This window comes from Falsarthrobacter nasiphocae (assembly GCF_031456275.1).
Lineage (GTDB): Bacteria > Actinomycetota > Actinomycetes > Actinomycetales > Micrococcaceae > Falsarthrobacter > Falsarthrobacter nasiphocae.
In genome coordinates, this window is record NZ_JAVDUI010000001.1 from 557,645 (window position 1) to 583,727 (window position 26,083).

General features: G+C 68.9%; 22 protein-coding genes and 1 pseudogene. 6 read left to right on the plus strand and 17 right to left on the minus strand.

All coding sequences use genetic code 11. The features are described from left to right. Positions 1–63 precede the first annotated feature (63 nt). The 4 genes from J2S35_RS02490 to ychF all read right to left on the minus strand — a co-directional run bounded on the left by J2S35_RS02490 (position 64) and on the right by ychF (position 6,719). Complete coding sequence (locus J2S35_RS02490; RefSeq protein ID WP_309849464.1) at positions 64–852, minus strand: TIGR02391 family protein; 789 nt, start codon at positions 850–852, stop codon at positions 64–66. Between the two features lie 87 nt (positions 853–939). Continuing rightward, the gene (locus J2S35_RS02495) at positions 940–3,522 is read right to left on the minus strand and encodes a DEAD/DEAH box helicase (protein ID WP_309849466.1); all 2,583 of its coding nucleotides are present in this window, start codon (positions 3,520–3,522) and stop codon (positions 940–942) included. Beyond that, positions 3,522–5,576 (minus strand): site-specific DNA-methyltransferase, encoded by a 2,055-nt coding sequence (locus J2S35_RS02500; RefSeq protein ID WP_309849467.1) that lies wholly within the window; start codon positions 5,574–5,576, stop codon positions 3,522–3,524. The genes J2S35_RS02495 and J2S35_RS02500 overlap by 1 nt, the downstream gene beginning before the upstream one ends. A gap of 57 nt (positions 5,577–5,633) precedes the next feature. Further along, positions 5,634–6,719 carry a redox-regulated ATPase YchF gene (ychF, locus tag J2S35_RS02505; RefSeq protein ID WP_309849470.1) on the minus strand — a complete coding sequence of 362 codons (1,086 nt, stop codon included), beginning with the start codon at positions 6,717–6,719 and terminating at the stop codon, positions 5,634–5,636. Positions 6,720–6,976: 257 nt separating this feature from the next. On the opposite strand from ychF, the pseudogene J2S35_RS02510 reads away from it, so the two are divergent. The 4 genes and pseudogenes from J2S35_RS02510 to J2S35_RS02525 all read left to right on the plus strand — a co-directional run. After that, positions 6,977–7,804: pseudogene (locus tag J2S35_RS02510) on the plus strand (ATP-binding cassette domain-containing protein); the annotation flags it as partial. A 44-nt stretch (positions 7,805–7,848) separates the two neighbouring features. After that, entirely contained in the window at positions 7,849–8,607 is a 759-nt protein-coding gene (locus J2S35_RS02515; protein WP_309849475.1) for an ABC transporter permease, read from the plus strand. Positions 8,608–8,712: 105 nt separating this feature from the next. Further along, entirely contained in the window at positions 8,713–9,873 is a 1,161-nt protein-coding gene (locus J2S35_RS02520; protein WP_309849477.1) for a sensor histidine kinase, read from the plus strand. After that, positions 9,870–10,484: a response regulator transcription factor gene (locus tag J2S35_RS02525; RefSeq protein ID WP_309849478.1), complete on the plus strand. Its 615-nt coding sequence runs from the start codon at positions 9,870–9,872 to the stop codon at positions 10,482–10,484. Before J2S35_RS02520 ends, J2S35_RS02525 begins: the two co-directional genes overlap by 4 nt. Before the next feature lie 15 nt (positions 10,485–10,499). Here the strand turns inward: J2S35_RS02525 and J2S35_RS02530 are convergent, their stop codons facing one another. The 6 genes from J2S35_RS02530 to J2S35_RS02555 form a co-directional block, all read right to left on the minus strand. Next, the gene (locus J2S35_RS02530) at positions 10,500–13,082 is read right to left on the minus strand and encodes a hypothetical protein (protein ID WP_309849481.1); all 2,583 of its coding nucleotides are present in this window, start codon (positions 13,080–13,082) and stop codon (positions 10,500–10,502) included. Beyond that, a complete protein-coding gene (locus tag J2S35_RS02535) occupies positions 13,082–13,747 on the minus strand; it encodes an ABC transporter ATP-binding protein (protein WP_309849484.1) in 666 nt (221 codons plus the stop codon). The genes J2S35_RS02530 and J2S35_RS02535 overlap by 1 nt, the downstream gene beginning before the upstream one ends. Before the next feature lie 80 nt (positions 13,748–13,827). After that, the gene (locus tag J2S35_RS02540) at positions 13,828–14,196 is read right to left on the minus strand and encodes a peptidase inhibitor family I36 protein (protein WP_309849486.1); all 369 of its coding nucleotides are present in this window, start codon (positions 14,194–14,196) and stop codon (positions 13,828–13,830) included. Positions 14,197–14,494: 298 nt separating this feature from the next. Further along, positions 14,495–15,250: a DUF4184 family protein gene (locus J2S35_RS02545; RefSeq protein ID WP_309849489.1), complete on the minus strand. Its 756-nt coding sequence runs from the start codon at positions 15,248–15,250 to the stop codon at positions 14,495–14,497. A 31-nt stretch (positions 15,251–15,281) separates the two neighbouring features. After that, entirely contained in the window at positions 15,282–16,370 is a 1,089-nt protein-coding gene (locus tag J2S35_RS02550) for a 4-hydroxy-3-methylbut-2-enyl diphosphate reductase (RefSeq protein WP_309849491.1), read from the minus strand. 41 nt (positions 16,371–16,411) lie between these two features. Continuing rightward, positions 16,412–17,260, minus strand: coding sequence for a hypothetical protein (locus J2S35_RS02555; RefSeq protein ID WP_309849494.1), 849 nt, complete (start codon positions 17,258–17,260; stop codon positions 16,412–16,414). A 90-nt stretch (positions 17,261–17,350) separates the two neighbouring features. On the opposite strand from J2S35_RS02555, the gene xseA reads away from it, so the two are divergent. Together xseA and J2S35_RS02565 are read left to right on the plus strand one after the other, a co-directional pair. After that, the gene (gene xseA / locus J2S35_RS02560) at positions 17,351–18,661 is read left to right on the plus strand and encodes an exodeoxyribonuclease VII large subunit (protein ID WP_309849497.1); all 1,311 of its coding nucleotides are present in this window, start codon (positions 17,351–17,353) and stop codon (positions 18,659–18,661) included. Beyond that, a complete protein-coding gene (locus J2S35_RS02565) occupies positions 18,658–18,915 on the plus strand; it encodes an exodeoxyribonuclease VII small subunit (RefSeq protein ID WP_309849499.1) in 258 nt (85 codons plus the stop codon). The genes xseA and J2S35_RS02565 overlap by 4 nt, the downstream gene beginning before the upstream one ends. Before the next feature lie 73 nt (positions 18,916–18,988). Here the strand turns inward: J2S35_RS02565 and J2S35_RS02570 are convergent, their stop codons facing one another. From J2S35_RS02570 to J2S35_RS02600, 7 genes are all read right to left on the minus strand, one after another. After that, on the minus strand, positions 18,989–20,125 hold the full coding sequence (locus J2S35_RS02570) for an MFS transporter (RefSeq protein ID WP_309849501.1): 1,137 nt from the start codon (positions 20,123–20,125) through the stop codon (positions 18,989–18,991). A gap of 206 nt (positions 20,126–20,331) precedes the next feature. Beyond that, positions 20,332–21,345 carry a PPK2 family polyphosphate kinase gene (locus J2S35_RS02575; RefSeq protein WP_309849502.1) on the minus strand — a complete coding sequence of 338 codons (1,014 nt, stop codon included), beginning with the start codon at positions 21,343–21,345 and terminating at the stop codon, positions 20,332–20,334. 9 nt (positions 21,346–21,354) lie between these two features. Further along, complete coding sequence (locus J2S35_RS02580) at positions 21,355–22,599, minus strand: pyridoxal phosphate-dependent aminotransferase (protein ID WP_309849504.1); 1,245 nt, start codon at positions 22,597–22,599, stop codon at positions 21,355–21,357. A gap of 68 nt (positions 22,600–22,667) precedes the next feature. Beyond that, complete coding sequence (locus J2S35_RS02585) at positions 22,668–23,633, minus strand: ABC transporter substrate-binding protein (RefSeq protein ID WP_309849506.1); 966 nt, start codon at positions 23,631–23,633, stop codon at positions 22,668–22,670. Between the two features lie 39 nt (positions 23,634–23,672). Further along, positions 23,673–24,383, minus strand: coding sequence for an ABC transporter permease (locus J2S35_RS02590; RefSeq protein ID WP_309849507.1), 711 nt, complete (start codon positions 24,381–24,383; stop codon positions 23,673–23,675). Next, positions 24,380–25,018 (minus strand): ABC transporter permease, encoded by a 639-nt coding sequence (locus J2S35_RS02595; protein WP_309849508.1) that lies wholly within the window; start codon positions 25,016–25,018, stop codon positions 24,380–24,382. The genes J2S35_RS02590 and J2S35_RS02595 overlap by 4 nt, the downstream gene beginning before the upstream one ends. 5 nt (positions 25,019–25,023) lie before the next feature. After that, positions 25,024–26,049, minus strand: a complete 1,026-nt coding sequence (locus J2S35_RS02600) for an ABC transporter ATP-binding protein (protein WP_309849509.1) — start codon at positions 26,047–26,049, stop codon at positions 25,024–25,026. Positions 26,050–26,083 lie beyond the last annotated feature (34 nt).

Consider the following 26,083-nt stretch of genomic DNA (forward strand, 5'->3'; position numbering starts at 1 on the left):
CGGCCTGCGGGGTGCCTTCGTCGTCGGTGTCAACCCCGCAGCTGTCATTCCTGTCTCCTGTCACTACAGGCCTCCGTCGGTGATGCGTGCGCAATCGAGCCTTCGATGGACCATCGAGACCAGCGTTAGGACCTCAAGCAGCTCGTCGTCGTTCATAGACCGGTTCAACCGCGGATCGTGAGCCGTCGGATTGCGATAGAGTCCGCCGAGCCCTTTGATCAGGTTCGCCACCCCCGTCTGCTCATCACGCTCAGTCTGAGTCCCCAGCTCATTAATCGCCAGTACCGGCACGCCAGTCTTGCCGAGGGCAAGCGCTGCATCAACAAGAGCCGCCCCGTCCCCCTGGGCGCCTGTGGTCTTCCGCAGCCGCTCGAATATACTCTTGACCGCTTCCAGACAGGCGTGAAAGTGTGCTTTCTTCAGCACCTCCACCGAGCAGTACCGGAGGACCTCGGGATGGGTCTTCCGTCGCAGCAGCTCGTCACGGATTGAGGTGGCGACACGGGACGCCTCGTCCAGCGTCTGCGCTTTCGCGCCGCGAACCACTATGCCCTTATCGTTAACCCTCAGCCCGACGAATGCGAGATGCTCATTAAGCCGGTCCTGGCGGAGCGTGAAGAGATCGGGTTGGCCCCGATATTGGACCGGCTCCATAGCTGCCACGATGAAGGTGATGATCCGCTTCGGATTCCCGAATCGGTTCTGCGCCAAGACGAAGGCCTCGGTGAGGCGAATCCTCTTGGTCGCGCCAGGAGTCGGATCCTGCATGCGAAGACGGGCCAAGAGATCACCGATCTCCCGGCCTGTGAGCCCGTTGTCAGTGTCACCCAAGACTGCTGCCACTTCTGCCATCACGGCGGGTGACCATGCTGGTTCTGGACCGCTCATCTGTATCCCGCTTTGTCATCCCCAGGAAAAGACATGAACCGGGCGTCACAATCAGTAGTCACTGGCCACTTCCGACTCGTACAACGCCCTAGCGCTCTCGGCACCGCGGATCGACTCGCGTACACTCGGTTTCGTGATGTCCAGGACCCGGAGCACACCGCCCGTTTCGGCCACGGACTCGATGCGGCGGAAGTCATCTGCGAAGCGCTCGGCGAAGGCCGCGAGGCCTCGCAGTTTCGGCAGTGCATCGGAGAGATGATGGCCGTGTGGGTCTACGAGGTCCACAGCGACGCTGCCGTCGTGGTTGGTTCCGAAGAACAGGAAGTCCGGGCGTAGCGCCTTCCAGTCCTCCATCTCGTCTTTGTAGGCCACCGCGAGAGATTCCTTCGTGGCGCGGTCGGGATTGCGGTACCAGCCTTGAAAACCCGGCTGGGCGGCCTCGGAATCGAGGACCTTACGCTCCCACTCGTTCAACGTGATCGGAACCGTGCCGTCGTCCGCAGCGAGCAGGTGCATCTCGCGGGTGGGCAGGTCCTCCTCAGTGCCGTCGGGATGACGCACCTTGGTGTCAGCCTGGCCGTTCTTCGGAACGAAGAGTGTGATCGGTTCGGGCGTCGTCGACATCGACTCCAGCCCGTCGTAATCGGCCTGGCGTTCGTCGCTCAGTCCCTTTCGTGCCACGCGGGTGCGCGTGAGCCACTCGCGGGACAGAGCATCGGCCTCGTGCTCGACCGCCTGGGCGATCTCGTGTACTCGGCCGAGTGAGGCGACGGTGATGTGCGCTTCGAGGAGGTCGTCCTCGTCTCCGTCCGGCCCGACGAGGTGGTCGACGTAGGACGAGCACAGCGATGGACTCAATATCCGCGTGGCTGTGCGGTAGTAGTCCTCGATGGCGCGAGGGTCGGCACTCACGGAGAACGCGCGATAGGAGAACCCGCCACCGACTCTGCCGCGGACTTCCTCGCCCTCCATCGTGAGCACGTCTTCGCGCGCATTCTCAAGCTTCTCCCGGTACTGGACGGCACGACCGTCGAGCACGGCATGGAGATGCCTGTGCGCCTTCTCTACAGCCTCGTCCACGAGGTGGTCCTTCGAGAGCGCCGTCGCCAGGGCGGTGAGCCGACGGATGGGTTTGACGTTCTTTTTGGGGATTGTCACCGACGGGATGGCTGCGAAGCGCTCCCACACTGCCTGGCCGATCGCCGGGTTCGGGTACAGCGGGATTGGGTCGAACAGCACTCGGCGCCCGAGGCCTCCGCCGCCGTCCTCTCCTTCGTCGGCGTCCTTGCTCGTCGCGCCCTTCATCAGCAGTTCCGCGACTCCGGTGGCGGTCTTGCGATCGAAGAGCGGTAGCAGGCAGTCTACCGAGTTGAGCAGTTCGTTACCGGGGATGCGCCGGGCGAGCGGTGTGCGCATCATCCGTCCGAGCAACTGTGTGATGTGCGTACGGTCCCTGGCGGGACGGAATGAGACGAGCACCTCGGCGCGCGGGCAGTCCCAGCCGGTCGAGATCGCGCTCTTGGCGAGCAGCACACGTACGTGCGTGGCGTCCTGGACCCGCTGCGGTTCGATGTACGGCACGACCTGCTGTCCGATGGTCAGGTCCGTGTGCTCGCCGAAGACGTTCGCCACGGCGTCATAGGGCAGCTCCGGCCAGGCCTCGTGGATCGTGTCCAGTGTCCGGGTGAGGGTCTCCTGCGAGGGCTTGTCCCCGACCTGGACCACCAGCAGTGGGCGAACGGCTTCGGACTCGCCCTGCTCGCGCGCATAGTCCTGCCACGCGCTCTCGGAGGCCTTGATCTTCTCTACGGCTTTGGTCAGCAGCACGGTCTCGAACGCGCCGTCCTCGGCAGGGATCGACAGCGCGATGTCGTCCTTGAGGAGCCCTGACGCCTGCACCAGCGCGGAGTCCACCTGTACCGACGGCAGGGCGTCACGGCCCTTGGCGTCCTTCATCGCGCTCTCGAACCGCTCAACCGTGGCGGAGATGCCGAAGACGACCGGCATCGCAGGCACGCTGCCCTGGCCGTTGATTAGTCGTTGCACGATGGTGGACCGTTCGCGTGCGCGCGTGCCCATGCCGCGGTGCGCCTCGTCCAGCACGAGGTAGAGCGTCAGATCTTCGTTGACGATCGTGTTCGTGATCGTGTCGTAGATTGAAGACTGAACCTCGTCGGGGCGAGGCTCGAGACCTGGCAGCGTATTATCGCCGCTGGCATCCGGTGCACCCTTGACCAGGCGCGAGTTCTTACTCAGCTTCTGGGTATTGAGGAAGTAGACGTTACCTGGCCGAAAGGTCGGCTCGGCGAATGTCGTTGGCACGACCCGCAGTCGATGGTCGAGCTCGCTGGCCGCTGCCTGGATACGCGCACGCGACTGCTCGTTCAACGCCGGGTCGTCCGAGAACCACAGCACGACGGCGCCCGGGTCACCGGCCACGTCGAACTCGTCGTTGCCGAAGAAGAGCGATTCGATCACAGCGGCGGCCATGACGGTCTTTCCAGCACCTGTCGTGGCGCTCAGTGAGAACTGCGAGAGCGCGCCGTAGCGACGGTAGGAGTCGCGCGCACGGTCCAGGTTCCGCAGCACGTCACGGACGGCCTCGGCCTGGTAGTCCTTCAGCGTGTACTCCACTACAGGGTCCTTCCTGTGTTGATCTCGAAGTTCTGCAGGTAGCTCTCGTAGAGGCGGACCGGGGAGACGCCATCGGGCAGCTCGCGGCACACCATCTGGAAAGCGGAGTCGTCGTCGGTGACGATGAACGCGTTCACCACACCCTCGGTCGCTGCGACCGCAGCCGTGAACTGGCTCGAGCGGTCGAGGTCGGTCAGGACTCCGTACGCCTCTGCCACGTCCCAGCCCGCGTCCCCCAGCTCGGTGATGATCCGGCCGCGCGAGCCGGCACGCAGCCACAGCATCGGCGCGATGCGTTCGAACGCGCGGTTGTGGCGCACCGACAGCGGTGCCTCGTATGTGAGGTTGAAGAACTCAGCGTTGGCAGCGGTCTCGCTGAAGGCGTTCAGAAGCCTGGGTTTCGTCTTCGACTCGAACACGCCCAGCGCTTCCCACTCCGGGTCGCCTGCACGATGCCCGGCAGCAGCCAATACCTTTCGATCGGCCTTGCTCAATTCATTGTTCGTGACGATGATCGAGCGGCGGCTCCCACCGTCCTCTGCATTCATCGCCGCGACCGCGTGTGCCGTGGTGCCGGAACCCGCGAAAAAGTCGAGGATGACCGCGTCGGGCGAATTGTTCGCCCACTTGACGAGCTGCTTGATGAGGCGAATCGGCTTCTTACCGTTTGCGAACCCGACGCCTCCCTCGTTCGAGACGTGCCCCATGTCGGAGTGGAAACCTCGCCAGAGATCGCCGCGGATCACTGTCCTACCGAAGCGTGGCAGGTAGTCATCGGACAACCGGTAGTTCCGGTCCAGCGTGTAGAGCTGCCAGACCTTACCTTTTCCGGAGCGCGTGAGCCGATACGTGCGCCCATCGGTCTGGTGCTCAACCCATCGTCCGATCGGGACGTCAACGCTCCTCCCCGAGACCGGCGGCGTATCAGTGCGCCCAATGCGAGTCAGGTTGCTGAGGATGAACTCTCGCGCAGCCGCCGACGCTGAGAGGAGTAAGTCCATCCCCGGAGCTCCGATGAAGGTCCCCTTGAGCTTGCCGGTCTTGCGAACGAGTTCGAAGCGCTCGATGTCTGCGCGCACAGACGGTTCCTCATCGAGCCTCTGGTACAGCGACTCGGTGGTGCCGTCATCGTTTAGCCACAGTGGGTAGTTGGCATCCCACTTCTCGATGCCGTCATAGAGCGGTGTGTGCCTAACCTCGATGTCGAACGCCGGAGACTTCCGGTAGATCAGCACGTACTCAACATTCTTGACGATCGTGCCCTGCTGCGCGTTCGTCGTCTTCGGCCCGGATGTCGTGGACATCTCTACCGCCAGTTGGGCTACATGGTTCTCAACGCCGAAGATCTGCTCCATCAGCATCCGCAACCGGTGCTGCTCGTCGTCACCGATCGACACCATGATCGCCCCGCTGGGCTTGAGCAACTCGCGCGCGATACGTAGCCGACGATCCATGAAGGCCAGCCACTTCGAGTGCTGGTAGTCGTCGTCTGCGTCCACGTAGTCGTCGTTGTACAGCCATGCGAACTTCCCGCCAGTGTTGTAGGGCGGGTCGATGTAGATGAGGTCGACCGACTCCTGGTGCGTGTAGGTCAGCATTTCGAGCGCGTGATAGTTCTCGGCGTTGATCACCGTGTGGAAGGGCTTACTCGGCGCATGCTCGACGCGACCTGTCTCAACGAGGCCCGGGTAGATGCGGTCTCGGAACTCTGCGACGACCACAAGGGCATCCTCGATCTCAGCACGGGTATCGGGCTCATCGGCGTCGAGCTCGACAAGGTGGACCACACGCTGCCCGTTCACCCGCTCGACCCGCACGGCGCGCCAGAGCCGATGATCGCTCTGTACAGCGGTCCCCCGAGGCGGTAGCACCCGCACCTTGTCGCCTCGGCGTACAGGTCGACCGGGGAGCTCGACAGCCTCAGGCTGGTGCGGCTCGAAAACCAGACCAAAGGTACGGCGCTTAATCAACTCAACAACCTCGGCCTCCAGGTCAGCCCCGAGCTGGGGGTCAACTTTTCGAGCCTGCCGTAATAACTCAGTCAGTCTGGACACGGATCAGACTCCTTCATCGCCGGGCGTCGCACTTTTCAGCACCTCGAGCTTGCCGACCTACACGTTAAACCGGAACTCCACTACGTCGCCGTCCTGCATGACGTAGTCCTTGCCTTCCATGCGGACCTTGCCCTGGGCCTTCGCGTCGGCCTTGGACCCGGCCGCCACGAGGTCCTCGAACGAGACGACCTCGGCCTTGATGAAGCCCCGCTCAAAGTCGGAGTGGATGACGCCAGCGGCCTGGGGTGCGGTGTCGCCCACCTGAATGGTCCAGGCGCGCGCTTCCTTGGGCCCCGCCGTGAGGTACGTCTGGAGGCCGAGCGTCCGGAATCCGACGCGCGCGAGCTGGTCCAGACCGGACTCGGTCTGACCGTTCATTTCCAGCATTTCGCGGGCCTCTTCTTCCGAGAGCTCCACGAGGTCGGCCTCAAGCTTTGCGTCGAGGAACACGGCCTCGGCCGGCGCCACGAGCTCCCGGAGTTCCTGCTGCTTTCCCTTGCTGCCAAGCACGGCGTCGTCCACATTGAAGACGTAGATGAAGGGCTTGGCGGTGAGAAGACCGAGTTCCCGGAGGAATTCCATGTCCAACTCGCCGGAGGAAACGGCGGAGAAAACGGTGTCGCCGCGCTCGAGGACCGCGAGCGCTCCCTGGAGCGCCTGGAGCTCGGCCGCGTCACGCTTCTTGATCTTCACTTCCTTCTCCACGCGCGGAATGGCCTTTTCCACGGTCTGGAGGTCCGCGAGGATGAGCTCGGTGTTGATGGTCTCGCGGTCAGAGGCGGGATCAACCTTGCCGTCAACGTGAATGACGTCGGGATCCTCAAAGACGCGCACAACCTGGGCAATGGCCGCGGCCTCGCGGATGTTCGCAAGGAACTGGTTTCCGAGCCCCTCGCCCTCGGACGCGCCGCGCACAATGCCGGCGATATCCACGAAGGAGACGGTCGCGGGGAGAATCGTCTGCGAGCCGAAGATTTCGGCCAGCTTTCCGAGCCGTTCATCCGGCAGGCTCACCACGCCGACATTCGGCTCGATCGTCGCGAACGGATAGTTCGCGGCGAGCACGGTCTGGCGCGTCAGCGCGTTGAACAGGGTTGACTTGCCGACGTTGGGCAGTCCGACGATTCCGATAGTAAGAGCCACGGAACCTCATCCTACCGGCTCGCCTTCCGCTCGCCCTTGATGCGCACGACGACGCAGCCGCCGCACCCCGTCCCCCTGACATTCGTCACCCACAACTCGTGACGCAGCCCCCTGCCCGCGCGGGCCTCCGCCGCCGGAGAGTTGATGACATGAACAGCCTTCTCGAATCCGCCGGCGCCCCGACCATCCGCATCACCGGCGTCGCCAAGAGCTTCGCCACCAAGACCTCCCGCCGCGTCGAGGCCGTCAAGGACGTGTCCCTGACGGTCGCCCCTGGCGAGGTCGTCGCCCTCCTCGGCCCCAACGGCGCGGGCAAGACCACCACCCTGGACCTCCTCCTCGGCCAGACGGAGCCAGACGCGGGGTCGGTGGAGGTCTTCGGGGCCAGCCCCGTGTCTGCGATCCGCGCGGGCCGCGTCTCCGCCCTCCTCCAGACGGGTGGCCTCCTCCCGGACGCCACGGTGCGGGAAACCGTCACCACCATTGCGGCCCTCCACCGCAGCACCATCGGCGTGGACGAGGCCATGGAGCGGGCCGGCATCACGGAGATCGCGGGCCGCCGCGTCTCGAAGTGCTCGGGCGGCCAGCAGCAGCGCCTCAAGTTCGCCCTGGCGCTCCTCCCGGACCCGGACCTCTTGGTCCTCGACGAGCCCACGGCCGGCATGGACGTCACCGCGCGCCGCGACTTCTGGGCGTCCATGCGCGAGCAGGCCGCCAGCGGCCGCACCGTCCTCTTCGCCACGCACTATCTGGAGGAGGCCGAGTCGTTCGCGGACCGGGTCGTCCTCATGGCCCGCGGCCGAATCGTGGCGGACGGAACGGTCTCCGAACTGCGCGCGCTGGGCGGCGGCAGCCTCGTCAGCTGCGACCTCCCGGAGGGCGCAGCCACCGGCGGCCTCCCCGGGGTCGTCTCCGAGGAGCGCAGGGGCGGGCGCGTCCTCTTCTCCTCTCAGGACCCTGACGCCCTGGCCCGGGCGCTCCTGACCACGACGACGGCGTCCCGGCTCGAGGTCCGCCCCGCCAGCCTCGAGGACGCGTTCATGCGCCTGACGGGCGAGGGGCTGACCGAGCCCACCGCCAATTAGGCACCCACACCAATCACCCCGCCGAACTCACCCTGAGGAATCCCATGAATCTCTTCGCTTATCTCCGCCTGGAGCTGGCCCGCGCGGTCCGCAACATTTTCCAGATCCTCTTCAGCATCCTGTTGCCCGCCTTCATGTTCATCGTTTTCGGCGGAACGCAGGACTACAAGGACGTGCCCGTTCACGACGGCAACATCGCCGCCACGATCATGATCGGCATGGCCCTCTACGGGGCGGTCGTGAATTCGACGTCCATCGCGGCGTCCTCCGCCGTGGAAATGAGCCACGGGTGGGGCCGCCAGCTGCGTCTCACGGCGCTTCGCCCGGGCCAGTACGCGCTCGTCAAGGCCCTCACGTGCCTGTGCCTCGCCGCGCTCCCCGTGGCCACCGTGTTTATTTTGGGTGCCTTCATGGGCTCGAAGATGCCGCTCTCCCAGTGGGCCGCCACCGCATTTCTCGCCTGGATTCTCTCGACGGTCTTCTCGCTCTACGGCCTGGCGATCGGCATGACGTTCTCCTCCGAGGCCGCGCCAGGCATCGCCTCAGGCAGCCTCGTCCTGTGGGCGTTCCTCGGAAACCTCTTCGCCCCGCTGAGCGGCACCCTCCTGGACATCGGCCGCCTCACGCCGCTCTACGGCATCCGGGGTCTGGCCGCCTATCCCGTGACCCGCGGAGACATTCCCAACGGCGCCACGATGGGGAACGACCCCCTCTGGGCCCTCATCCTCAACACCGTCGCCTGGGTCATCATCCTGGGCGCCCTCGCCGCGGCCGCGTTCCGCCGCCGCGCCGGCCGCCGCTGACCGGCACGGCCAGCCCACTGCCCCGTCCCCAGCCCCACCCCCAGCGGGCGCACCGCCCCACCGATCCCCACCCCGCCGACCACCCGCACTACGATCGGAGTCATCATGAACACCACGCGGACTCGCCCAGCCCGGTCAGACGGCCGCGCGTCCACTGTTGCATTCGCCTCCATCTGGCTCGTCTTCCTCTTCATCCCCACGGTCGCCGTCGCATCCAGCGGGGCACCCCAGGGCCACAAGCTCCTGGCCTACGCGGGGCTTGCCCTCTTCGCGCTCGTCTACGTGGCCGCGTTCCGGGAACCGGCCCTCGCCGCCAGGGAACCCGCGGCGGCATCGCCTGCGAGCACCGCGCCCGGGGCGGCCGCCCAGCACGCCTCCGCGTTGCGGGCCCTGGACCGGCGGACGGCCGCATTCGTCGCCGTCGAGCTTGTCCTGGCGGCCCTGATCTGGCCCGCGGCGTCCCTCGCCGCACTCTCTCTCGCCCCGTATTTTGCGGCGCTCCTCCTCTTCCACTCCCCCATGCGGCGGGCTCCCTGGATCGTCGGGGGTGTTGTGGCCGCAGGCGCCGTCGTCGCCCTCCTCAGCGGACGCCTCGGCGAGGTGGGCAGCGCGTGGGCCATTGTGGGCCCGGGAATTGGCGTGGTGTGCGTCTTTGCGGGGCGCCTGGCCGAGCACGCCTCAGACCAGCGGGTGGCCGCCCAGCGCCGCGTGGACGTCCTCCAGGAGCGCCACCGCATCAGCCGCGACGTCCACGACCTCCTGGGGCACTCGCTCTCCGTCCTCGCCGTGAAATCCGAGCTCGCGTCCCGGCTCGTGGACGCGGACCCCGCACGCGCCCGCGCCGAGCTCGAGGACATTTCGCGCATCAGCCGCGAGGCCCTCGCCGAGGTCCGCTCCACCGTCACCGACCTCCGCTCCCCTGACCTCGCCTCCGCGCTGTCCGGGGCTCGCGCTGCGCTTCAGAGCGCGGGAATCCGCGCCACGGTCAGGGGCGAGGGGACGACGACGCCACACGCGGCGCTCTTCGCCTGGGCGCTCCGCGAGGCCGTGACCAACGTCCTGCGGCATTCGGGGGCGAGGCGGTGCGAGATCTCCATCCAGCCGGAGGAGCTGAGCATCGTGGATGACGGCGTGGGCCTTGACGGGGCGGCCTGGGGCAACGGGCTCGAGGGGCTGAGGTCGCGCGTCGAATCGGCGGGCGGGCAGCTTGAGCTGGCCCCGGGCGCCAGGACAGGAACGCGACTCACCGTGAGGATGGAGCCATGACAGAACCGATCAGGCTGCTCCTGGCCGATGACCAGGCCCTCGTCCGCGGCGCCCTCGCGGCGCTGCTGACGCTCGAGGAGGACATTGAGGTCGTGGCCGAGGCCTCCCGCGGGGACGAGGTGCTCGGGCTTGTGCGTGAGGCCCGCCCGGATGTTGCGCTGCTGGACATTGAGATGCCGGGGATCGACGGGATCGAGGCAGCCGCGCAGATCCGAGACGCGGGGCTTGGGTGCCGGGTGCTCATCGTGACGACGTTCGGGCGGCCCGGGTACCTCAAGCGGGCCCTCGCGGCCGGGGCAAGCGGGTTCATGGTCAAGGATGCGCCGGCGGAACGGCTCGCGGACGCGGTGCGCCGCGTCCACCGGGGCCTGCGCGTCATCGACCCGCAGCTTGCCGAGGCGTCCCTCTTCGCGGGGGACTCCCCCTTGACGGAGCGGGAGACGGAGGTGCTCCGGGCCGCCGAGTTCGGGCAGCCGCTCGTGGACGTGGCGGCGGCGGTGTCCCTGTCACTCGGCACGGTGCGGAACCACATGTCCTCGATCATCGCCAAGACGGGCGCCGGGAACCGGTTCGAGGCGGCCCGCGCCGCCCGCGAGAACGGGTGGCTGTAGGCGCGGGCCAGCACCTCACCGCCGGCGGGCCTCCACCGCGAGCGCCACGGCCGGGGCCAGGAGCGCGACCGCGAGGCAGACAGCCAGGCTCGTGCCCACGTCGTTCCGAGCCATGAGGAGGACGTTGTCGTGGGGCATGACGGGGCGGTAGGCGAGGGCGGCCCCTGCGAGCGCCACGACGTGCCCCACGAGCGCAGGCAGCCCGGCCATGAGGCCCACCGAGGTGAACACGAGGCCCGCCCGCGCACGCCCGCCCAGCCCGATGCTGTCCAGGGCCCGCGCCATGGGCCGAGTCTCAGCGACGATGTGCATCGAGAGCCCAAACATCACCACGACCAAGAGCCCCGTCAGGACACGGTGCGCGAGGGCGACTTCAGGCGGGAACGTGGATGTGTTCACCGCCCTGTGCGTGGAAATTCTCAAGTGGGGGAAGAGGCCGTCCAGGTGCGCGCGCTTGGCCGCGTCAGTCGCCGCCCGAGGCTGGTCCGTGTACACGTACTGAGACTCACGGATCTCCCACCCGGACCGGCGGACGGCGTCCATGCTGACGAACCCCATGACCCGGTAGACGTCTGCCCTGTATGCCACGACCCCGCTGAGCGGCGTGCTCACCAGCTTCTGGATCCGCGGGGGGCTGGTCTCGGGCTGAGGCCGTTGGCCGGGCATCTGACGCATGCGCTGACGCACCTCGACCTCGACCTCTTGACCGTCTGCGACGAGCCGCTCCGCCTGCCCCTCAGGCACGAGGATCCCGCCGCTGTGGAACACCTCGCGTTCTCGCGGTGTCAACGCGCGCTGGATGAGGCGTTCGAGGTCCTCGGCACTCTCCACCGCGGACGGGGTGCCATTGAGGTACTGCCTCCGCTCCTCATCAGGGGGAGCCCAGAGCACGATGCTGCGGACGTGCACGGGCCCGCGCATTCCGGTCGCGGCTTCGAGCGCCTTCCGGTCAGCTTCAGAGACCTCTGCCTTCAGCTGGTCCACCGCGGTCACCCGGACCTGTCCCTCCAGCACGGGCGGCGTCATGACGCGCGCGGTCAGCATCTGCGAGATGGCCGCCGTGACGCCCACACTGAGCGGCACGGCTGATGCGGCGACGACGACCGCGACCGTCAGTGCGCCGACGGCCGACTCGCGGTTGGCCCGTCGTAGCGCCATGGTCAGCACCCTCGGCAGCCGGCCCTTGCGATCCGTCAGGCACGAGAACGCCGCCCCTGCCGCCAGGGCGCAGGCCACGGTGGCAACCACGGCCCATCGTTGAACCTCGGACACTCGCGAGAGCCCCGGGTACTCCACCGCGAGCCACGCCCCGCACGCAGCCGCTCCGAGGGCCAGCGCTCCGGTCACCCGGCGGGGACTCACAACCGCCGCCGCCTTGGCCGCCCATCCACCCCGCCGGGCCGCGCCGTCAGACGTTCTGCGAGTCAGAGCCGTCGGCAGGACGCCGAGCACCGCAGCCCCCAGCGCGATGCCCACAAGGGGGCCCACAGGCATGGGGGCGCTGAGCGGGCTGTCCGCAATCGGTTCGAGGACCCCGCGGAGGGCCATTCCCGCTGCGTCTCCTGCCACGAGGGCCAGTCCACCCGCACCGAGGATCCCGAGCATCCAGAGCCCCTCGCCGCTGGCGATCAGCCCCCGGCGGGGCAGGCCGTTCATCTCAGCCGACCGGCAGGCCTCCGAGAATCTGCGGGCCCCGATCCCGCTCGCGCCCCAGGCGAAGACGAGGGGGACCATGACCAGCGGCCCCCACCCGAGCACGGGTTTCATGGCATTGAGGCGGGCCACCCAGGTGTCCGTGCGCCCGCGAGGGAAGGACTCGAAGGACGGAGCGATGTCTTCCTTGACCTCTGCCGGCTTGTGCGGGCTCGTCCGCGCCACCGCGGCGATCACCCGTTCGAGGACCTCGTCCGGCGCCTCCGCAGTGAACCGGATCGTCGCTGACGGGGAGGGCAGGAGCCCCGGGCGGCGCGCGAGTGCGGCGTGCACCCGCGATGTCGAGCCGGGTGCGCCGTATACGGCCGCGTCGTCGCCGTTGACGAAGACGTTGTCCACGATCCCCACGACCGTGAATGTTCCCCCGCCACCCGCGAGCGTCACGGTCTCCCCTGTCTTGTGGGGCCACCCGGGAGGCACGGCAATCTCCGTGACGGCTTGGGGCCACCGCCCCTCGATGAGGCGGTACCGCTCGGGGTGGGTCTCATCCGTCCACTCCGCCTCCGTGAGGATGGCGTTCACCTCGCGCCCCGCGAGACGCACGGGCAATTCGAGGTGGGCGCGCGCCTCCTGCGCCCCGGCCTCGCGGGCCAAACGCTCGACGGCGTCCGGCGTGGCGCAGACGCCGCCGGACGCGCATTGCGAGCCCGGGATCATGACGACGTGGTCGTAGGCGCCGACCGCCGCGGCTCGCACCTGCTCGAAGGACGTGCGGGTCGCGGCGACGAGGTGCAGCGTCGTCCCCAGAACTGCCATGGCAACGCTGTAGACAACAAGGCCGATGACGGCCGGTGTCCGGAGCCTCAAGCGCGCGCCGAGGCCCAGCAGGTAGAGCCAGGGACTCTGCGCTGGTGGCCACTGCGGCGCGGGCGGGACGGCGGACATCAGGCGGCCTCGACCTCGCCATCAACGAGGTGGACCGTGGCATCGGCCCAGTCACCGACGAGCGGGTCGTGCGTGGCGACGAGTACGGTGACGCCCTCGTCGGCCGCACGGCGGAAGGTCTCGAAAACGACGCGCGCGGAACCGCGGTCCAATGCGCCGGTCGGCTCGTCCGCGAGGATCACTGTGCGGCCGCCGACGAGAGCCCGGGCAATCCCGACGCGCTGCTTCTGCCCACCCGAGATCTCATCCGGGAAGCGGTCCGCGAGCTCCGCCAGGCCGAAGAATTCCAGCCCTTCCAATGCATCCTTGCGGGCCTCGGCACGGGAGAATCCGCGCCCGCGCAGGGGCAGCTCCACGTTCTCGACGGCCGAGAGCTCCGGCAGCAGGAGGTGCTCCTGGAAGACGACGCCCACGGCCTCGAGGCGGATCGCGCTGCGCTGGCGCGGCTTCAGGGCGGAGAGCTCGCGGCCGGCCACCGTGACCTGCCCCTCGTCCGCGCTCTCGAGCCCGGCGAGGATGCGGATGAGGGTGCTCTTCCCGGAGCCGCTGACGCCCATGAGCGCGGTGAAGGAGCCCTTGGGGAGGTCCAGCGAGACGCCCCGCAGAACGGGGACGGCGTGCTGGCCCGAGCCATAGGACTTGGAAACGGAAGTGCACGTGATCATGGCGTCCTTTCCTCAGGTGTGGACGGCGGGGCAACCCTGGCGGAGGCTGCCCCGCTGCAGCAGAGCGTCAATTGAGACCGCTAGCAGCCCCGATCCATCCGCCAGGAAGAGGCGCGGTCGTTAGCCCAGTCGCCCACATAAGCGACGGCTTGACCGCTCCACATCGTCCAGCACGCCCCTCGCCCGTTGCTGTGGTCATAGAACGCGGCGTTGTAGCCGCTGTTGTTGTAGTAGGAAGACAACTCATCGCTGTTCCACCAGGAGATGTTCTGAAGACCCTGACCGCCCCAACGCCAGTTCAATGAGCCGGAGAAATTGGCGTCGTTCCAAAAGCAGACAGCGCCAGGTGGGCAGTCAGAGAGCGCCGCCTCGGCCGGCACTGCGAGGGTGGTGGTCGCCGCCGCGGCCACGGCGGCGCCAGCGAGCAGTCGTCGGAAGAACTGGGACATGGATCGCTCCTTTCGCGATGCGTTCCGCACGGGGTTCCGTCCGGGTGACCTCTCAGTCATACCATCATGTTATATAGAACACATGAACGTGCAATGAATGACGCCTGAGACTTCCCCGCCAGTTTCCTGGGGACGGCGCACCACCGCAAGCGAAGAGCCTCGCGCGAGCTGCTCGGACCCCGGTCAAACTGCGTCAACTCCAAAACATCCACGCACGGATCGAGACGCGTTTCCGGGGCTGGATCCCGCCAAAGGCGGCGTGGTTTGACCAACGATGACGTGGTTCGGCAACGGCGCCTTACCGCCGGCGGGCCTCCACCGCGAGCCGCCACCCTGCGGCCATGAGGAGGGCTGTCGCGGCGGCCCCCGTCGTCGCCCACGTGACCCCGCCGAAGATATAGGCGCGGAAGCCGGATGCCCCTGCGATGGCCACCACCAGCACGCGCCACGCCGCCATGACGAGGCCCACGGTGACGGGAGCCCAGACGAGCAGGGCCCGGTCGGTCTCGGTGTCGAAGACGAGCGGGGCGGCGTCGCGCCGAACGACCCGGGACGCGCGCCAGCGCCGCGCGCACCAGACCGCCAGCGCCGCAGCCCCCACCACGGAGCTGCCGTACTGGAGCCAGGTGTAGACGGGCGCGGGCCCCAGCTGGACGGTGAGGGGCCCGCCTTCCTGAGCGAGGAAGGAGGTGTCGTGCGTGAACACGTCCCAGGCCACGTGAGTCCAGGCGCCAATGGCGGCCGAGGGGGCCGCGTAGCACCACCAGCGCAGGCTTCGGCGGGCCCCCGGCTCCGCCCACCGCTTCCACGCCGTGGGCACCACCGCGTCATAGGCCGGGAAGAGCACGCGCTCCCACAGCCACAGCACCGCGAGCGCGGCGGCCACGTCCACGGTCACCACGCCGATGAGGGCATGCGAATACACGTAGATCCACGGCGTAGGGATGAAGTGCGGCAGGTCCGGGACCATCGCCCCGATGACCAGCGCGGGGAAGATGAGCCGCGTGCGCCGAAGCGGCACGACGGCGAGCGGGTGCGCCATCGTCAGCGGCACGGGCGCGCCTCCTGGCTACAGAGCATTGACCCTAGGCGCGCGGGCGGACGCCGCGTCCACCGAGGCCGCGGGACTCGTCCCCGTGGGCCTTGAGCGTGGCGCGCAGCTCCTTCGGCAGGGAGAACAGGATGTCCTCCTCGGCCTCGACCACTTCTTCCACGTCCGTGTACCCGTACTCGGAGAGCAGGCTGAGGACGTCGCGGACGAGGACCTCGGGGACGGACGCGCCGGACGTGACGCCCACGGTCTGCGCGTCGACGAACCAGGACTCGTCCACCTGGTGCGCGAAGTCCACGCGGTACGCAGCCTTGGCGCCGTACTCGAGAGCCACCTCAACGAGGCGCACGGAATTGGAGGAGTTCGCGGAGCCGACCACGATGACGAGGTCCGCCTGCGGGGCAATCTTCTTGATGGCGGCCTGGCGGTTGCTCGTCGCGTAGCAGATGTCGTCCGAGGGCGGGTCCTGGAGGTTGGGGAACCGCTTGCGGAGCCGGCGGACGGTCTCCATGGTCTCGTCCACGGAGAGCGTGGTCTGGGAGAGCCAGATGAGGCGGTCCGGGTTCTTGACCTGGATGGTCTCGGCTTCCTCGGGGCTGTTGACGATCTGGGTGGCCTCGGGTGCCTCGCCGTACGTGCCCTCGACCTCCTCGTGGCCCTCGTGGCCGATGAGGAGGATCTCGTAGTCGTTCTTCGCGAACCTGACGGCCTCGCGGTGGACCTTGGTGACGAGGGGGCACGTGGCGTCGATGGTCTGCAGGCCGCGCTCTTCGGCGGCGTTGACCACGGCAGGCGAGACGCCGTGAGCCGAGAACACCAGCATGGCCCCTTCAGGCACCTCGTCCGTCTCCTCGACGAACACGGCACCCTTGGCCTCGAGCGTCTCGACGACGTGCTTGTTGTGGACGATCTGCTTGCGCACGTACACGGGCGGGCCGTAGTGCTCAAGGGCCTTCTCCACGGCGATCACGGCACGGTCCACACCGGCGCAGTACCCGCGGGGGGCCGCGAGGAGGACGCGCTGGGGGCCGGCGTTGGTCCGGGCTGCGTCGATCTCCGCGCGGGATGCCCGGGTGCGGGGCATGGGGGGAAGCCCGAGGGAAACGGTGGTCGTGTCAGTCATGGTTCCGGTGCCTGTCGATCGGGAAGACTCTCCGGTCAAGTCTAGGCGGTGACGTACGGGTGCCGCCGTTCCTTCGCCCTCAGCCCAACCCCCACGCCGATGAGCACGAGGACGGCCCCGGCCCCGGCGAGCCACAGCGCCTCCGCCTGGATGCTCGGCACGGCCTGCTCCCCCAGCTTCTGCACGAGGAGCGCGCCGAGCCCTCCTCCCGGGACGGTGCCCGCGAGCCACCCGGGCACGTGGTCGCCTACTGCTCGGCCGACGACGGCGCCCGCGATGAGCCCGGCCCCCATGAGCGAGAGCGCGAGCCCGCGCCGGCGCGCCACGTAGACCGTCGCAGCGCCGAGCACGAGGGCGAGCGGCAGCAGCCACGCCCACCACCCGGACCATGCGTCGAGCAGGCTGAAGAGGTTGTGGCCCCAGAGGGACGGCGTGGGCACGTCGACGGCGAGGGGCGTGTCGAGCGGGACGGTCTGCCCGAAGTTCCGCGTCACCGAGTCCAGGCCCAGCTGCGCGAGCGGGCGCATGTCGAAGCTCAGCCCGTGGCCACTGCTGAACGCCGAGGCATGCCCGGACATGAGGACCGCGTGCGCGGCGGTGAGGAACTGGTCCTGCGAGAAGAGCCCGTCAAGGGCCCCTCGGATGATCTCGGCAATCTTGGCCCGGAACATGTCCAGGAGCGGGAAGACCTCCACAGCGCGGGCGGTGGCCAGGTCAGTGGCCGCGGCGGCGAGGTTGGACTGCACAGCGTCGTCGGAGGCAATGGGGCCGGAGAGCTGCTGGAACCCGTCCTGGCCCACGAGGTGGCGGGCCAGCCAGCCGGAGATGGAGGCGCCGATGGCGGACAGGACCGCGAGAAGGCCAGTCAGGCCAGCGAGGGAAGTGCGCACGCTCCCTATCCTTCCACGCGCAGCTGATGAGTTGTCCACAATGTCCGCGACGTTCGCCCGAAACGGCCGCGGATCGGATTAGATGGAGGCATGACTTCAGACGAGACGGCCCCGCCCCCGGCCACCGCCGGGGAGACCACCCCGGAGCGGCCCTGGCCTGTGCGGGTTTTCGCCTCGAAGCTCAAGACGCATGTCGAGCGCGCGCCCCGGGCCTGGGTGGAGGGGCAGCTCGTGGAGCTCAACCGCCGCGGCCAGAACACGTTCATGGTGCTCCGGGATGCGGACGAGGAAGTCTCTCTGCCCGCGAGCGCCTGGGGCAACCAGGCCAACACGAGCGCGCCGGGCATCGAGGTGGGCGCGCGGGTCGTCGCGGAGATCCGCCCCCAGATGTGGCTCAAGACGGGCCGTCTCAGCATGAACGTGACGGGCATCCGGCCGGTTGGTCTGGGTGACCTCCTGGCGCGGATCGAGCAGCTGCGGCGGAGCCTTGCGGACGAGGGCCTGTTCCGGCCGGACCGCAAGCGCCCGCTGCCCGCGCTGCCGGGGCGGATCGGCCTCATCACGGGCCGGAACTCGGACGCGGAGAAGGACGTGCTGCGCAATGCGACCCTCCGCTGGCCCGCGGTCCAGTTCGAAATCCGGAACGTCGCCGTGCAGGGCACGCGGGCCGTCCCCGAGGTCATGGAGGCCCTCGCCGAGCTGGACGCGATGGATGCGGTGGACGTCATCGTCATCGCTCGCGGCGGCGGCGCCCTCGAGGACCTGCTGCCGTTCAGCGACGAGTCCCTCGTCCGCGCGGTGGCGGCGGCCCGCACCCCGGTTGTCAGCGCCATCGGGCACGAGGCGGACCGGCCCGTGCTCGACGACGTCGCGGACCTGCGCGCCTCGACCCCCACGGACGCGGCGAAGCGGATTGTGCCGGACATCGCCGAAGAGCGGGAGCGCCTCGCCGCGGCCCGCTACACCCTGACGCGCGCCGTGACCATGCGGATTGAGCGGGAGCGGGAGAGGATCGCGGGGCTGCGCTCGCGCCCCGCGCTCCTGCGCCCCGAGACCATCGCCGAGACCCAGCGCGAGCGCCTCACCCTGACCGTGGAGCGCCTGCGCCGCACCATGGACCTGCGCGTGGACCGGGAGGCGACCCACGTGGAGCACACGCTGGCTCGGGTCCGCTCCCTCTCGCCGCAGCACACGCTGAACCGCGGGTACGCGGTCGTCCAGAAGGGCTCGGCCGTCGTGACGGACGCCGCGGACCTTGCGCCCGGGGACGAGATCCGCGTCCTCCTGGCGCGCGGCCGGGTGCTCGCGAGCGTCACGGGCGCGGAGGGCTCCCCGCCCTCCCCTCATGACGACGACGCGGCCGCCGCACAGACCACCGACACCCCGAAGGACACCCCATGAACGCAGAGAACCAGACCGAGCAGAACCAGACCACGAGCAGCCCAGACTTCGCCGACATCGACTCGCTCAGCTATGAGGAGGCCCGGGACGAGCTCGTCTCCGTGGTGACCAAGCTGGAGACGGGCGGCGCCCCGCTCGAAGAGTCCATCGCCCTGTGGGAGCGCGGCGAGGTCCTCGCGGCCCGGTGCGAGGCGCTGCTCGACGGCATCAAGGGCCGCCTCGACGCCGCCCGCGCGGCTCAGCAGCCCGAGTAGGCCCCGAAACGAGTCCCCTCCGTCCGGCGGCCTTCCCCACGAAGCCGGCAGCCGGGCCCAGCCGTGGGGTGCCTTATGCAGTTCGGCAACGCAGCAGCGCCGCGAGCGGGAGCAGCGCCAGCACGGTGGCGAGCCAGATGAGGATCGTCGCTCGCCCGCCGAGCGCGTCTCCGGCGAACCCGCCCACGAGCGCGCCCAGCGGCACCGACCCGAGCCCCACGGTCTGCAGGGCGCCGAACACCTTCGGCAGCACGGCGGCCTCGAAGTACTCGCTCACCCAGGAGAAGAGCGAGACGTTGAAGACGCTCATCGCCGCGCCGTACACGAACGCGTGGGACGCCATGAGCCAGAACGCGAGGCCCGGTCCAGCGGGGGCCAGCCAGGCGACGCCCACGCCCACGGCCAGGACGAGCGGCGCCCACTGGCGGATGCCTTCGTGCCCCCAACGGGCGATGAACCGCTCGGCGGCCACCGCGCCGAGCACGCCTCCCCCTGCGCCGGCGGCGACGACGAGGCCGATCAGGTCGAAGGACAGGCCCAGGTCCCGGGTTGAGCGGGCGGGGCGCCCCGTGGGCTCGGCCGCCGTTCCCGGCCGCGGCTCGGAGGCCCGCAGGCGCAGGGCCGCCGCGGCGGCACCGAGACAGCAGAGCACGCCGACCCACAAGAGCGGCACGGCCCCGGCCGCGTGGAGGACGAGTCCGGCGGCGGCGGGGAGAGCGATCCCGCAGGTCTGCTTCACGGCTGAGGACCGGGCCGCGACGCGGGGGACGTCGTCGGCCGCGAAGAGGCGACCCACGAGGGAGGAGGACGCGTTGTCCTGGGCGACCGCCACGATGCCCGCGAGGGCGGAGACGGCCCAGATGAGGGGGACGGTCAGGGTGCCGAAGGACGCGGCGGCCAGGAGCACCGCGATGAGGAGCGCATCAGCCACGGACGCCACGGACCTGACCGTCGAGGACCGCCAGCGCACGAGCAGGCTCCCCAAGGGGATCGAGAGCAGCAGGTACGGCAGCATCTCGATGGCGTTGGCCGTGCCCACGTCCCGGGCCGATGCGCCGAGGGCCCCGACGAGGATGAAGTCGTTGGCCTGAGACACGAACTGCGCCGCCGTGGCTCCGAGGACGAGGGCCGCCCAGTACGCGGGCGGGATCCCCCGGGAACGCGAGGCAGCCCCGCCTCGTGCCGGCTCCCGGTGCCCCGCGTCAGTCATCCCTCGATGATATCCGCTCTGTCGTCATGGGAACGTGCCTCTCGTTCCGTTCCGCGGCGAGTTTCAACCAAGAAGTCGCTCCCGCGCGTGCGGAAATCGCCGCGCAACGAGAGGGGGAGGAACGCGCAACGAGAGGGGGAGGAACGCTCAATGAGAGGGAGAGGAACGCTCAACGTGAGGGAGAGAGGCAGAGCACCTGACGCAGGTCAGTCGCGCGTGGCTGCGAGGCGGGCGCGCTCGGCGCCCACGTTGAGGCTCGTCTTGGGCCAGACCGGGTCGATGTCCCGCAGCGCCGCGATGAGCAGGTCCGCCACGGCGAGCCGCGCGTACCACTTGTGGTTGGCCGGGACCACGTGCCAGGGCGCCTCGGGCGAGCTCGTGGCCTCAATGGCCTTGGCGTAGGCGTCCTGGTAGTCGTCCCAGAGCTTGCGCTCGTCGATGTCCCCAGCGTTGTACTTCCAGTGCTTCTCGGGCCGGTTGAGGCGCTCAAGGAGGCGCTCGCCCTGCTCCTCGTGGGAGATGTGGAGCATGACCTTGATGATGCGCGTGCCCTGCGCGGCGGCCTCGGCCTCGAACGCGTTGATGGCCTCGTAGCGGCGCTTGATCTCGGCCTCGGCGGCCCAGCCGCGGACGCGGTGGATGAGGACGTCCTCGTAGTGGGAGCGGTCGAAGACGGCGATCTGCCCCGGCGCGGGGAGGTGCGGCTTGATGCGCCAGAGGAAGTCGTGCTTCTTCTCCTCGTCCGTCGGCGCCTTGAAGCCCGTGATCCGCACCCCCTGCGGGTCCATGGCGCCGACCACGTGCCGGACGATCCCGCCCTTGCCGGACGTGTCCATGCCCTGGAGCACGAGCAGCACGGACCCGGTGGCGGCGTCCGCGCGGCTCTGGGCGTACAGGCGGTCCTGGAGCTCGGACAGGACCCGCTCCCCCAGGGCCAGCGCCACGGCGGCGTCCTTCTTGGACCCCTCGAACCCGGGCGTGGAATCCGGGCTGACGGCGGAGAGGTCAACGGCCCCGTCGTCGACCTTCACTCCAGCCGGCCCCTCCCCGGCGACGACGTCCACGAGGAGAGCGGACGGCTTGGACTTTGCGGCCTCCTTGGCCGCCTTCTTGACGGCCTTGCGCTTCTCGGCGAGCTCGTCATTGAGCTCCTCAAGGTGCTCGACGGCGGCCTCGCGGCGAGCCTTGCGGACGGCTTTGGGGAGGGAGGACGTGGGCATGATGGCCTTTCAGGAACCGGTCCGCGCGGTGGCGGGCCGGGGGGTGTACGTGGAGAGGAACTCGGCGATGCGCCCCACGGCCTCCGTGAGGAGCTTGTCCTCGGGGAGGAAGACGAGGCGGAAGTGGTCGGGGCGCACCCAGTTGAACGCGGTTCCGTGACTGATGAGGATCTTCTGCTGCTTGAGGAGGTCGAGCGCGAACTGCTCGTCGTTCTCGATGGGGAACGCCTCCGGGTCCAGCTTCGGGAAGAGGTAGAGCGCCCCGTGGGCCTGCTCCGTGGAGACGCCCGGGATGTCGTTGAGCATCCGGTACGCGAGGTCCCGCTGCTCCAGGAGGCGCCCACCCGGCAGGATGAGGTCGTTGATGGACTGGTACCCGCCGAGGGCCGTCTGGATGGCGTGCTGCGCGGGCACGTTGGGGCACAGGCGCATGTTGGCGAGGAGGTTGATGCCCTCGATGAAGTCCGCGGCCGCCCGCTTGGGGCCCGTGATGGCCATCCAGCCGGCGCGGAACCCGCAGACACGGTACGCCTTGGAGAGCCCCGAGAACGTGAGCGTCAGGACGTCGTCGCCCGCGATGGCGGCGGTGTGGATGTGCTCGTTGCCGTCGTAGAGGATCTTCTCGTAGATCTCGTCCGAGAAGAGGACGAGCCCGTACTTGCGGGCCAGCTCCGCCATGCGCTCGAGCGTCTGCTTCCCGTAGACCGCGCCCGTCGGGTTGTTGGGGTTGATGATGACGATGCCCTTGGTGCGGGGCGTGATCTTGGCCTCGAGGTCCTCGAGGTCCGGCTGCCAGCCGTCCTCCTCGTCGCAGAGGTAGTGGACCGGGGTTCCGCCAGCCAGCGCCACGGACGCCGTCCACAGGGGGTAGTCCGGGGTGGGCACGAGGACCTCGTCCCCGCCGTTGAGGAAGGCCATGAGGGAGAGCGTGATGAGCTCCGAGACGCCGTTGCCGATCCACACGTCCTCGACCCCGATGGTCTGGATGCCCCGGGACTGGTAGTGCTGGGAGACGGCCGTCCGCGCGGAGTAGATGCCGCGCGCGTCAGAGTAGCCCTGCGCCGTGGGCAGGTTCTTGATCATGTCCACGAGCACGGCGTCCGGGGCCTCGAAGCCGAACGGGGCGGTGTTGCCGATGTTCAGCTTGATGATCCGGTGGCCCTCGTTCTCCATGCGCTGGGCGGCGCCGAGCACCGGTCCGCGGATGTCATAGAGGACGTTCGCGAGCTTCCTGGACTGGCTGTACGTGGCCATGGCTCCTCTTCCCTGGGGAAAGCCCCGCAAACGCCGGGCTTCCCCCAAGATTAGCGCGCATCACACGCCTATTTGACGATGCCCTTCTCCTTGAGCCACTGGTTCGCAGCCGCCGAGGGCTCGACCTTGTTGGTTCCGGAGACCTTGCGGTTGAGGGCCACGAGGTCGGCGGTGGTCAGCTTGGACTGCACCTTGGCGATGGCGGCCTTGGCCTTGTCGTCGAGCTTGGCGGTGCGGCCGAGCGGGACGACCTGCTGGGACGCCCAGTTGTTCTTCGTGTCCTCCAGGGTCACGAGTCCGTTGTCCTCGATGGCGGGCGAGGTGGAGAAGATGTCGGCCACCTGAACGTCGTCCGAGGTCAGGGCCTTGACGGTGAGCGGGCCGCCGCCGTCCGCAATGGGCTTGAAGCTCTTGAACTCGCAGCCGTAGACGGACTTGAGGCCGGGCAGGCCGCCCTCGCGCTTCGCGAACTCGGCGGGAGCGCCGAGGGTCAGCTGGTCGCAGACCTTGGCCAGGTCCTCGATGCTCGCGAGCTTGTACTTCTCGGCGGTGACGGCCGTGACGACGAGCGAGTCGGTGTCCTCCGCCTGGGCGGCCGGGAGGACGGTGAGGCCCTCAGGGGTGGCGCTCTGGAGCGCCTTGGTCACCTCGGCGCTCGTCTTCTCGGTGGACTTCGGCTTGAAGTAGGACAGGAGGTTGCCGTTGTAGTCCGGGACCACGTCCACGGAGCCGTCCTGGATGGCCTTGACGTAGACCTCGCGGGAGCCGATTCCGGCCTTGACGTTGACCTGGAAGCCGCTCTCCTTGAGGGCTCCGGCGTAGAGGTTGGCGATGACCTCGGACTCCGGGAAGTCGGCGGCGCCGACGGTGATCGTGCTGCCGTCCGCCTTCGTGGACGTGTCCGTCTGGGCATCCAGGGGGTTGTCGGACGAGCAGCCGGCCAGCGCGAGGGCCGCCACGAGTGCGGTGCTGGCGATGACGCCCCGGCGGGACGGACGGCGGCGAGGGGAAGGGATGGGGCGAGACTCGTTCATGGCGTTCCTCAGTTCGTGGGAAGGTGGGCCTTCAGCGGCTCAGGGTTGGCGCACGGGCCGGATTCTGCGCTCTATGAGCTTGAGAATACCGGCGGCCGCGAGGTCGAGCACCAGGGCGAGGAGGGCGACGACGACGGCGCCGACCACCACCTGGGCGTAGTCGTTCTGTTGGAGGCCGTCGATGACGAACCGGCCCAGCCCGCCGAGCGGCAGGATCGCGATGATCGGCACCGTGGCGACGATCTGGAGGAGCGCGCTGCGCAGCCCCGCCCCGATCACCGGCGCCGCGAGCGGCACCTCCACGCCCCAGAGAACCTGGGATCCGGTCATGCCCTGGGCGCGGGCCGCGTCGACGGTCAGGGGTTCGACGCCGGCCACGCCCGTCGCCGTCGCCGCGAGAATGGGCGGCACCGCGAGGATGACGAGCGCCGCGTAGGCCGGGACAAGCCCGAGCCCCGCGAGCAGGGCAAGAAGCGTCAGCACACCGAGCGTCGGCACCGCCCGGAGCATGCCGGACAGCGCGACCACAACGAACCTGCCGCGCCCGGTGTGGCCCACAGCGAGGCCGATCGGAAGGGCGATCCCCGCCGCAATGGCGAGCGCCGCGAGCGAGTAGCCGATGTGCTCGAGGAGGCGGTTCGGGATTCCCGCCTCTCCTCGCCAGGTCAGCGGGTCCGCGAGGAAGGCCTTGACCAGGCCCCCGATGGACTCTGCGGCGAGGGGCGCCGCCAGGTGAAGGAGCTCGGTCATCGCTTCGCCGCCTTCCACGGGGTCAGGGCGCGTTCAAGGCCAAGAAGAAGGAGGTCGACGACGAGGGCCAGCGCCACCGTCAGGACGAGGCCCACGACGATCTCCGCCGGGAAGTCCTTGGACAGCCCGTCCTTGAACAGGTATCCGAGGTTCGGGACGCCGATGAGCGCGCCGACGCTCACGCCCGCGATGCTGCTCACCGAGACCACCCGGGCCCCGGCGATGAGCACGGGCACGGCAAGCGGGAGCTCCACGCCGAGGAACCGCCGCAGCGGCGTGTACCCCATGGCGTCCGCGGCCTCGAGCGGGGCGCGCTCAAGCGACATGAACGCGCTCGTGCTCGTCTGCACGAGGAGCGCCACGGCGTAGATCGTCAGCGCCACGAGAACGTTCGCCACGTCGAGGATCTTCGTGCCCAGGATGAGCGGAAGCACCACGAATAGTGCCAGGGACGGAATGGTGAACAACACCGAGCCCAGGCCGAGGATGAAGGGCCGCAGGCGCGGACTCCCGGCGGCGAGGCGCCCCAGCAGCAGGGCGATGACAAACCCGACCGCCAAGGGGACCAGGGCCTGATAGGCGTGCATCATCGTCAGCCGCAGCAGCGGCCCGAGATTCTCAAGGAACCAGCTCATGCCGCCTACTTGGCGTCCATCGCGGCGAGCACGGCGCTCGGCGCCACGAGTGAGACCGCGCGCCCCTGGGCATCGACGACGACGCCGAGGCCTGACGGCGAGGACAACGCCGCGTCGAGGGCCTGCCGAAGCGAGTCCCCCTGCACATAGAGCGTCCCGCCGGCGTGGGTCACGCCGTCCGAACCGGTCCACCCCCGCGGCCGGCCGTCGTCGTCCACCTGCAGGACCCACTCAGGGTCCGCGGCCAGCGGAAGGGTGTCCAGCCGCTCCGCCCCCACGTAGCCCAAGGCGCGGAACCCGCGGTCCCGGCCAACGAAGCCGGCGACGAAGTCATCCGCCGGCTGGGTCAGGAGCTCGTACGGGGTGGCCGTCTGAGCCAGGCGCCCGCCCGGGCCGAACACCGCGATGCGGGTGCCGAGGAGGACCGCCTCGTCGATGTCGTGGGTGACCATGACGAAGGTCTTCTTGAGCTCTCGCTGAAGGCGGAGGACCTCGCGCTGGAGATCGGCGCGGACTACGGGGTCGATCGCGGAGAACGGCTCGTCCATGAGGACCACCTCCGGGTCCGCCGCGAGCGCCCGCGCCACGCCCACGCGCTGCTGCTGGCCGCCCGAGAGTTCCGCCGGATAGCGCTTCGCAAGCCCCGCGTCGAGGCCCACGAGCTCCATGAGCTCCATGGCCCGGTTCTTGTCGGCGCGGCCCTCGAGGGCGGGGACCGTCATGATGTTGCGCAGGACCGTGCGGTGCGGGAGAAGGCCCGCCGACTGCATGACATAGCCGATCCCCCGGCGCAGCTCGTGGGCGGGGCCCTCCTTGACGTCCCGGCCGTTGAGGAGGACACGGCCCTCCGAGGGCAGGACCATGCGGTTGATGAGGCGCAGGCTCGTGGTCTTGCCGCAGCCGGACGGGCCCACGAAGACCGTGAACGAGCCCTCCGGGATGTCGAGGCTCACGTTGCGCACGGCAGGCTCGGCGCCTCCGTAGCTGACGCTGACGTTCTCGAAGCGGATCTTCGGCGCGGCGCTGTTCATGGAGGCGACCATACCTAAGTCTCCTGGGGCGCGT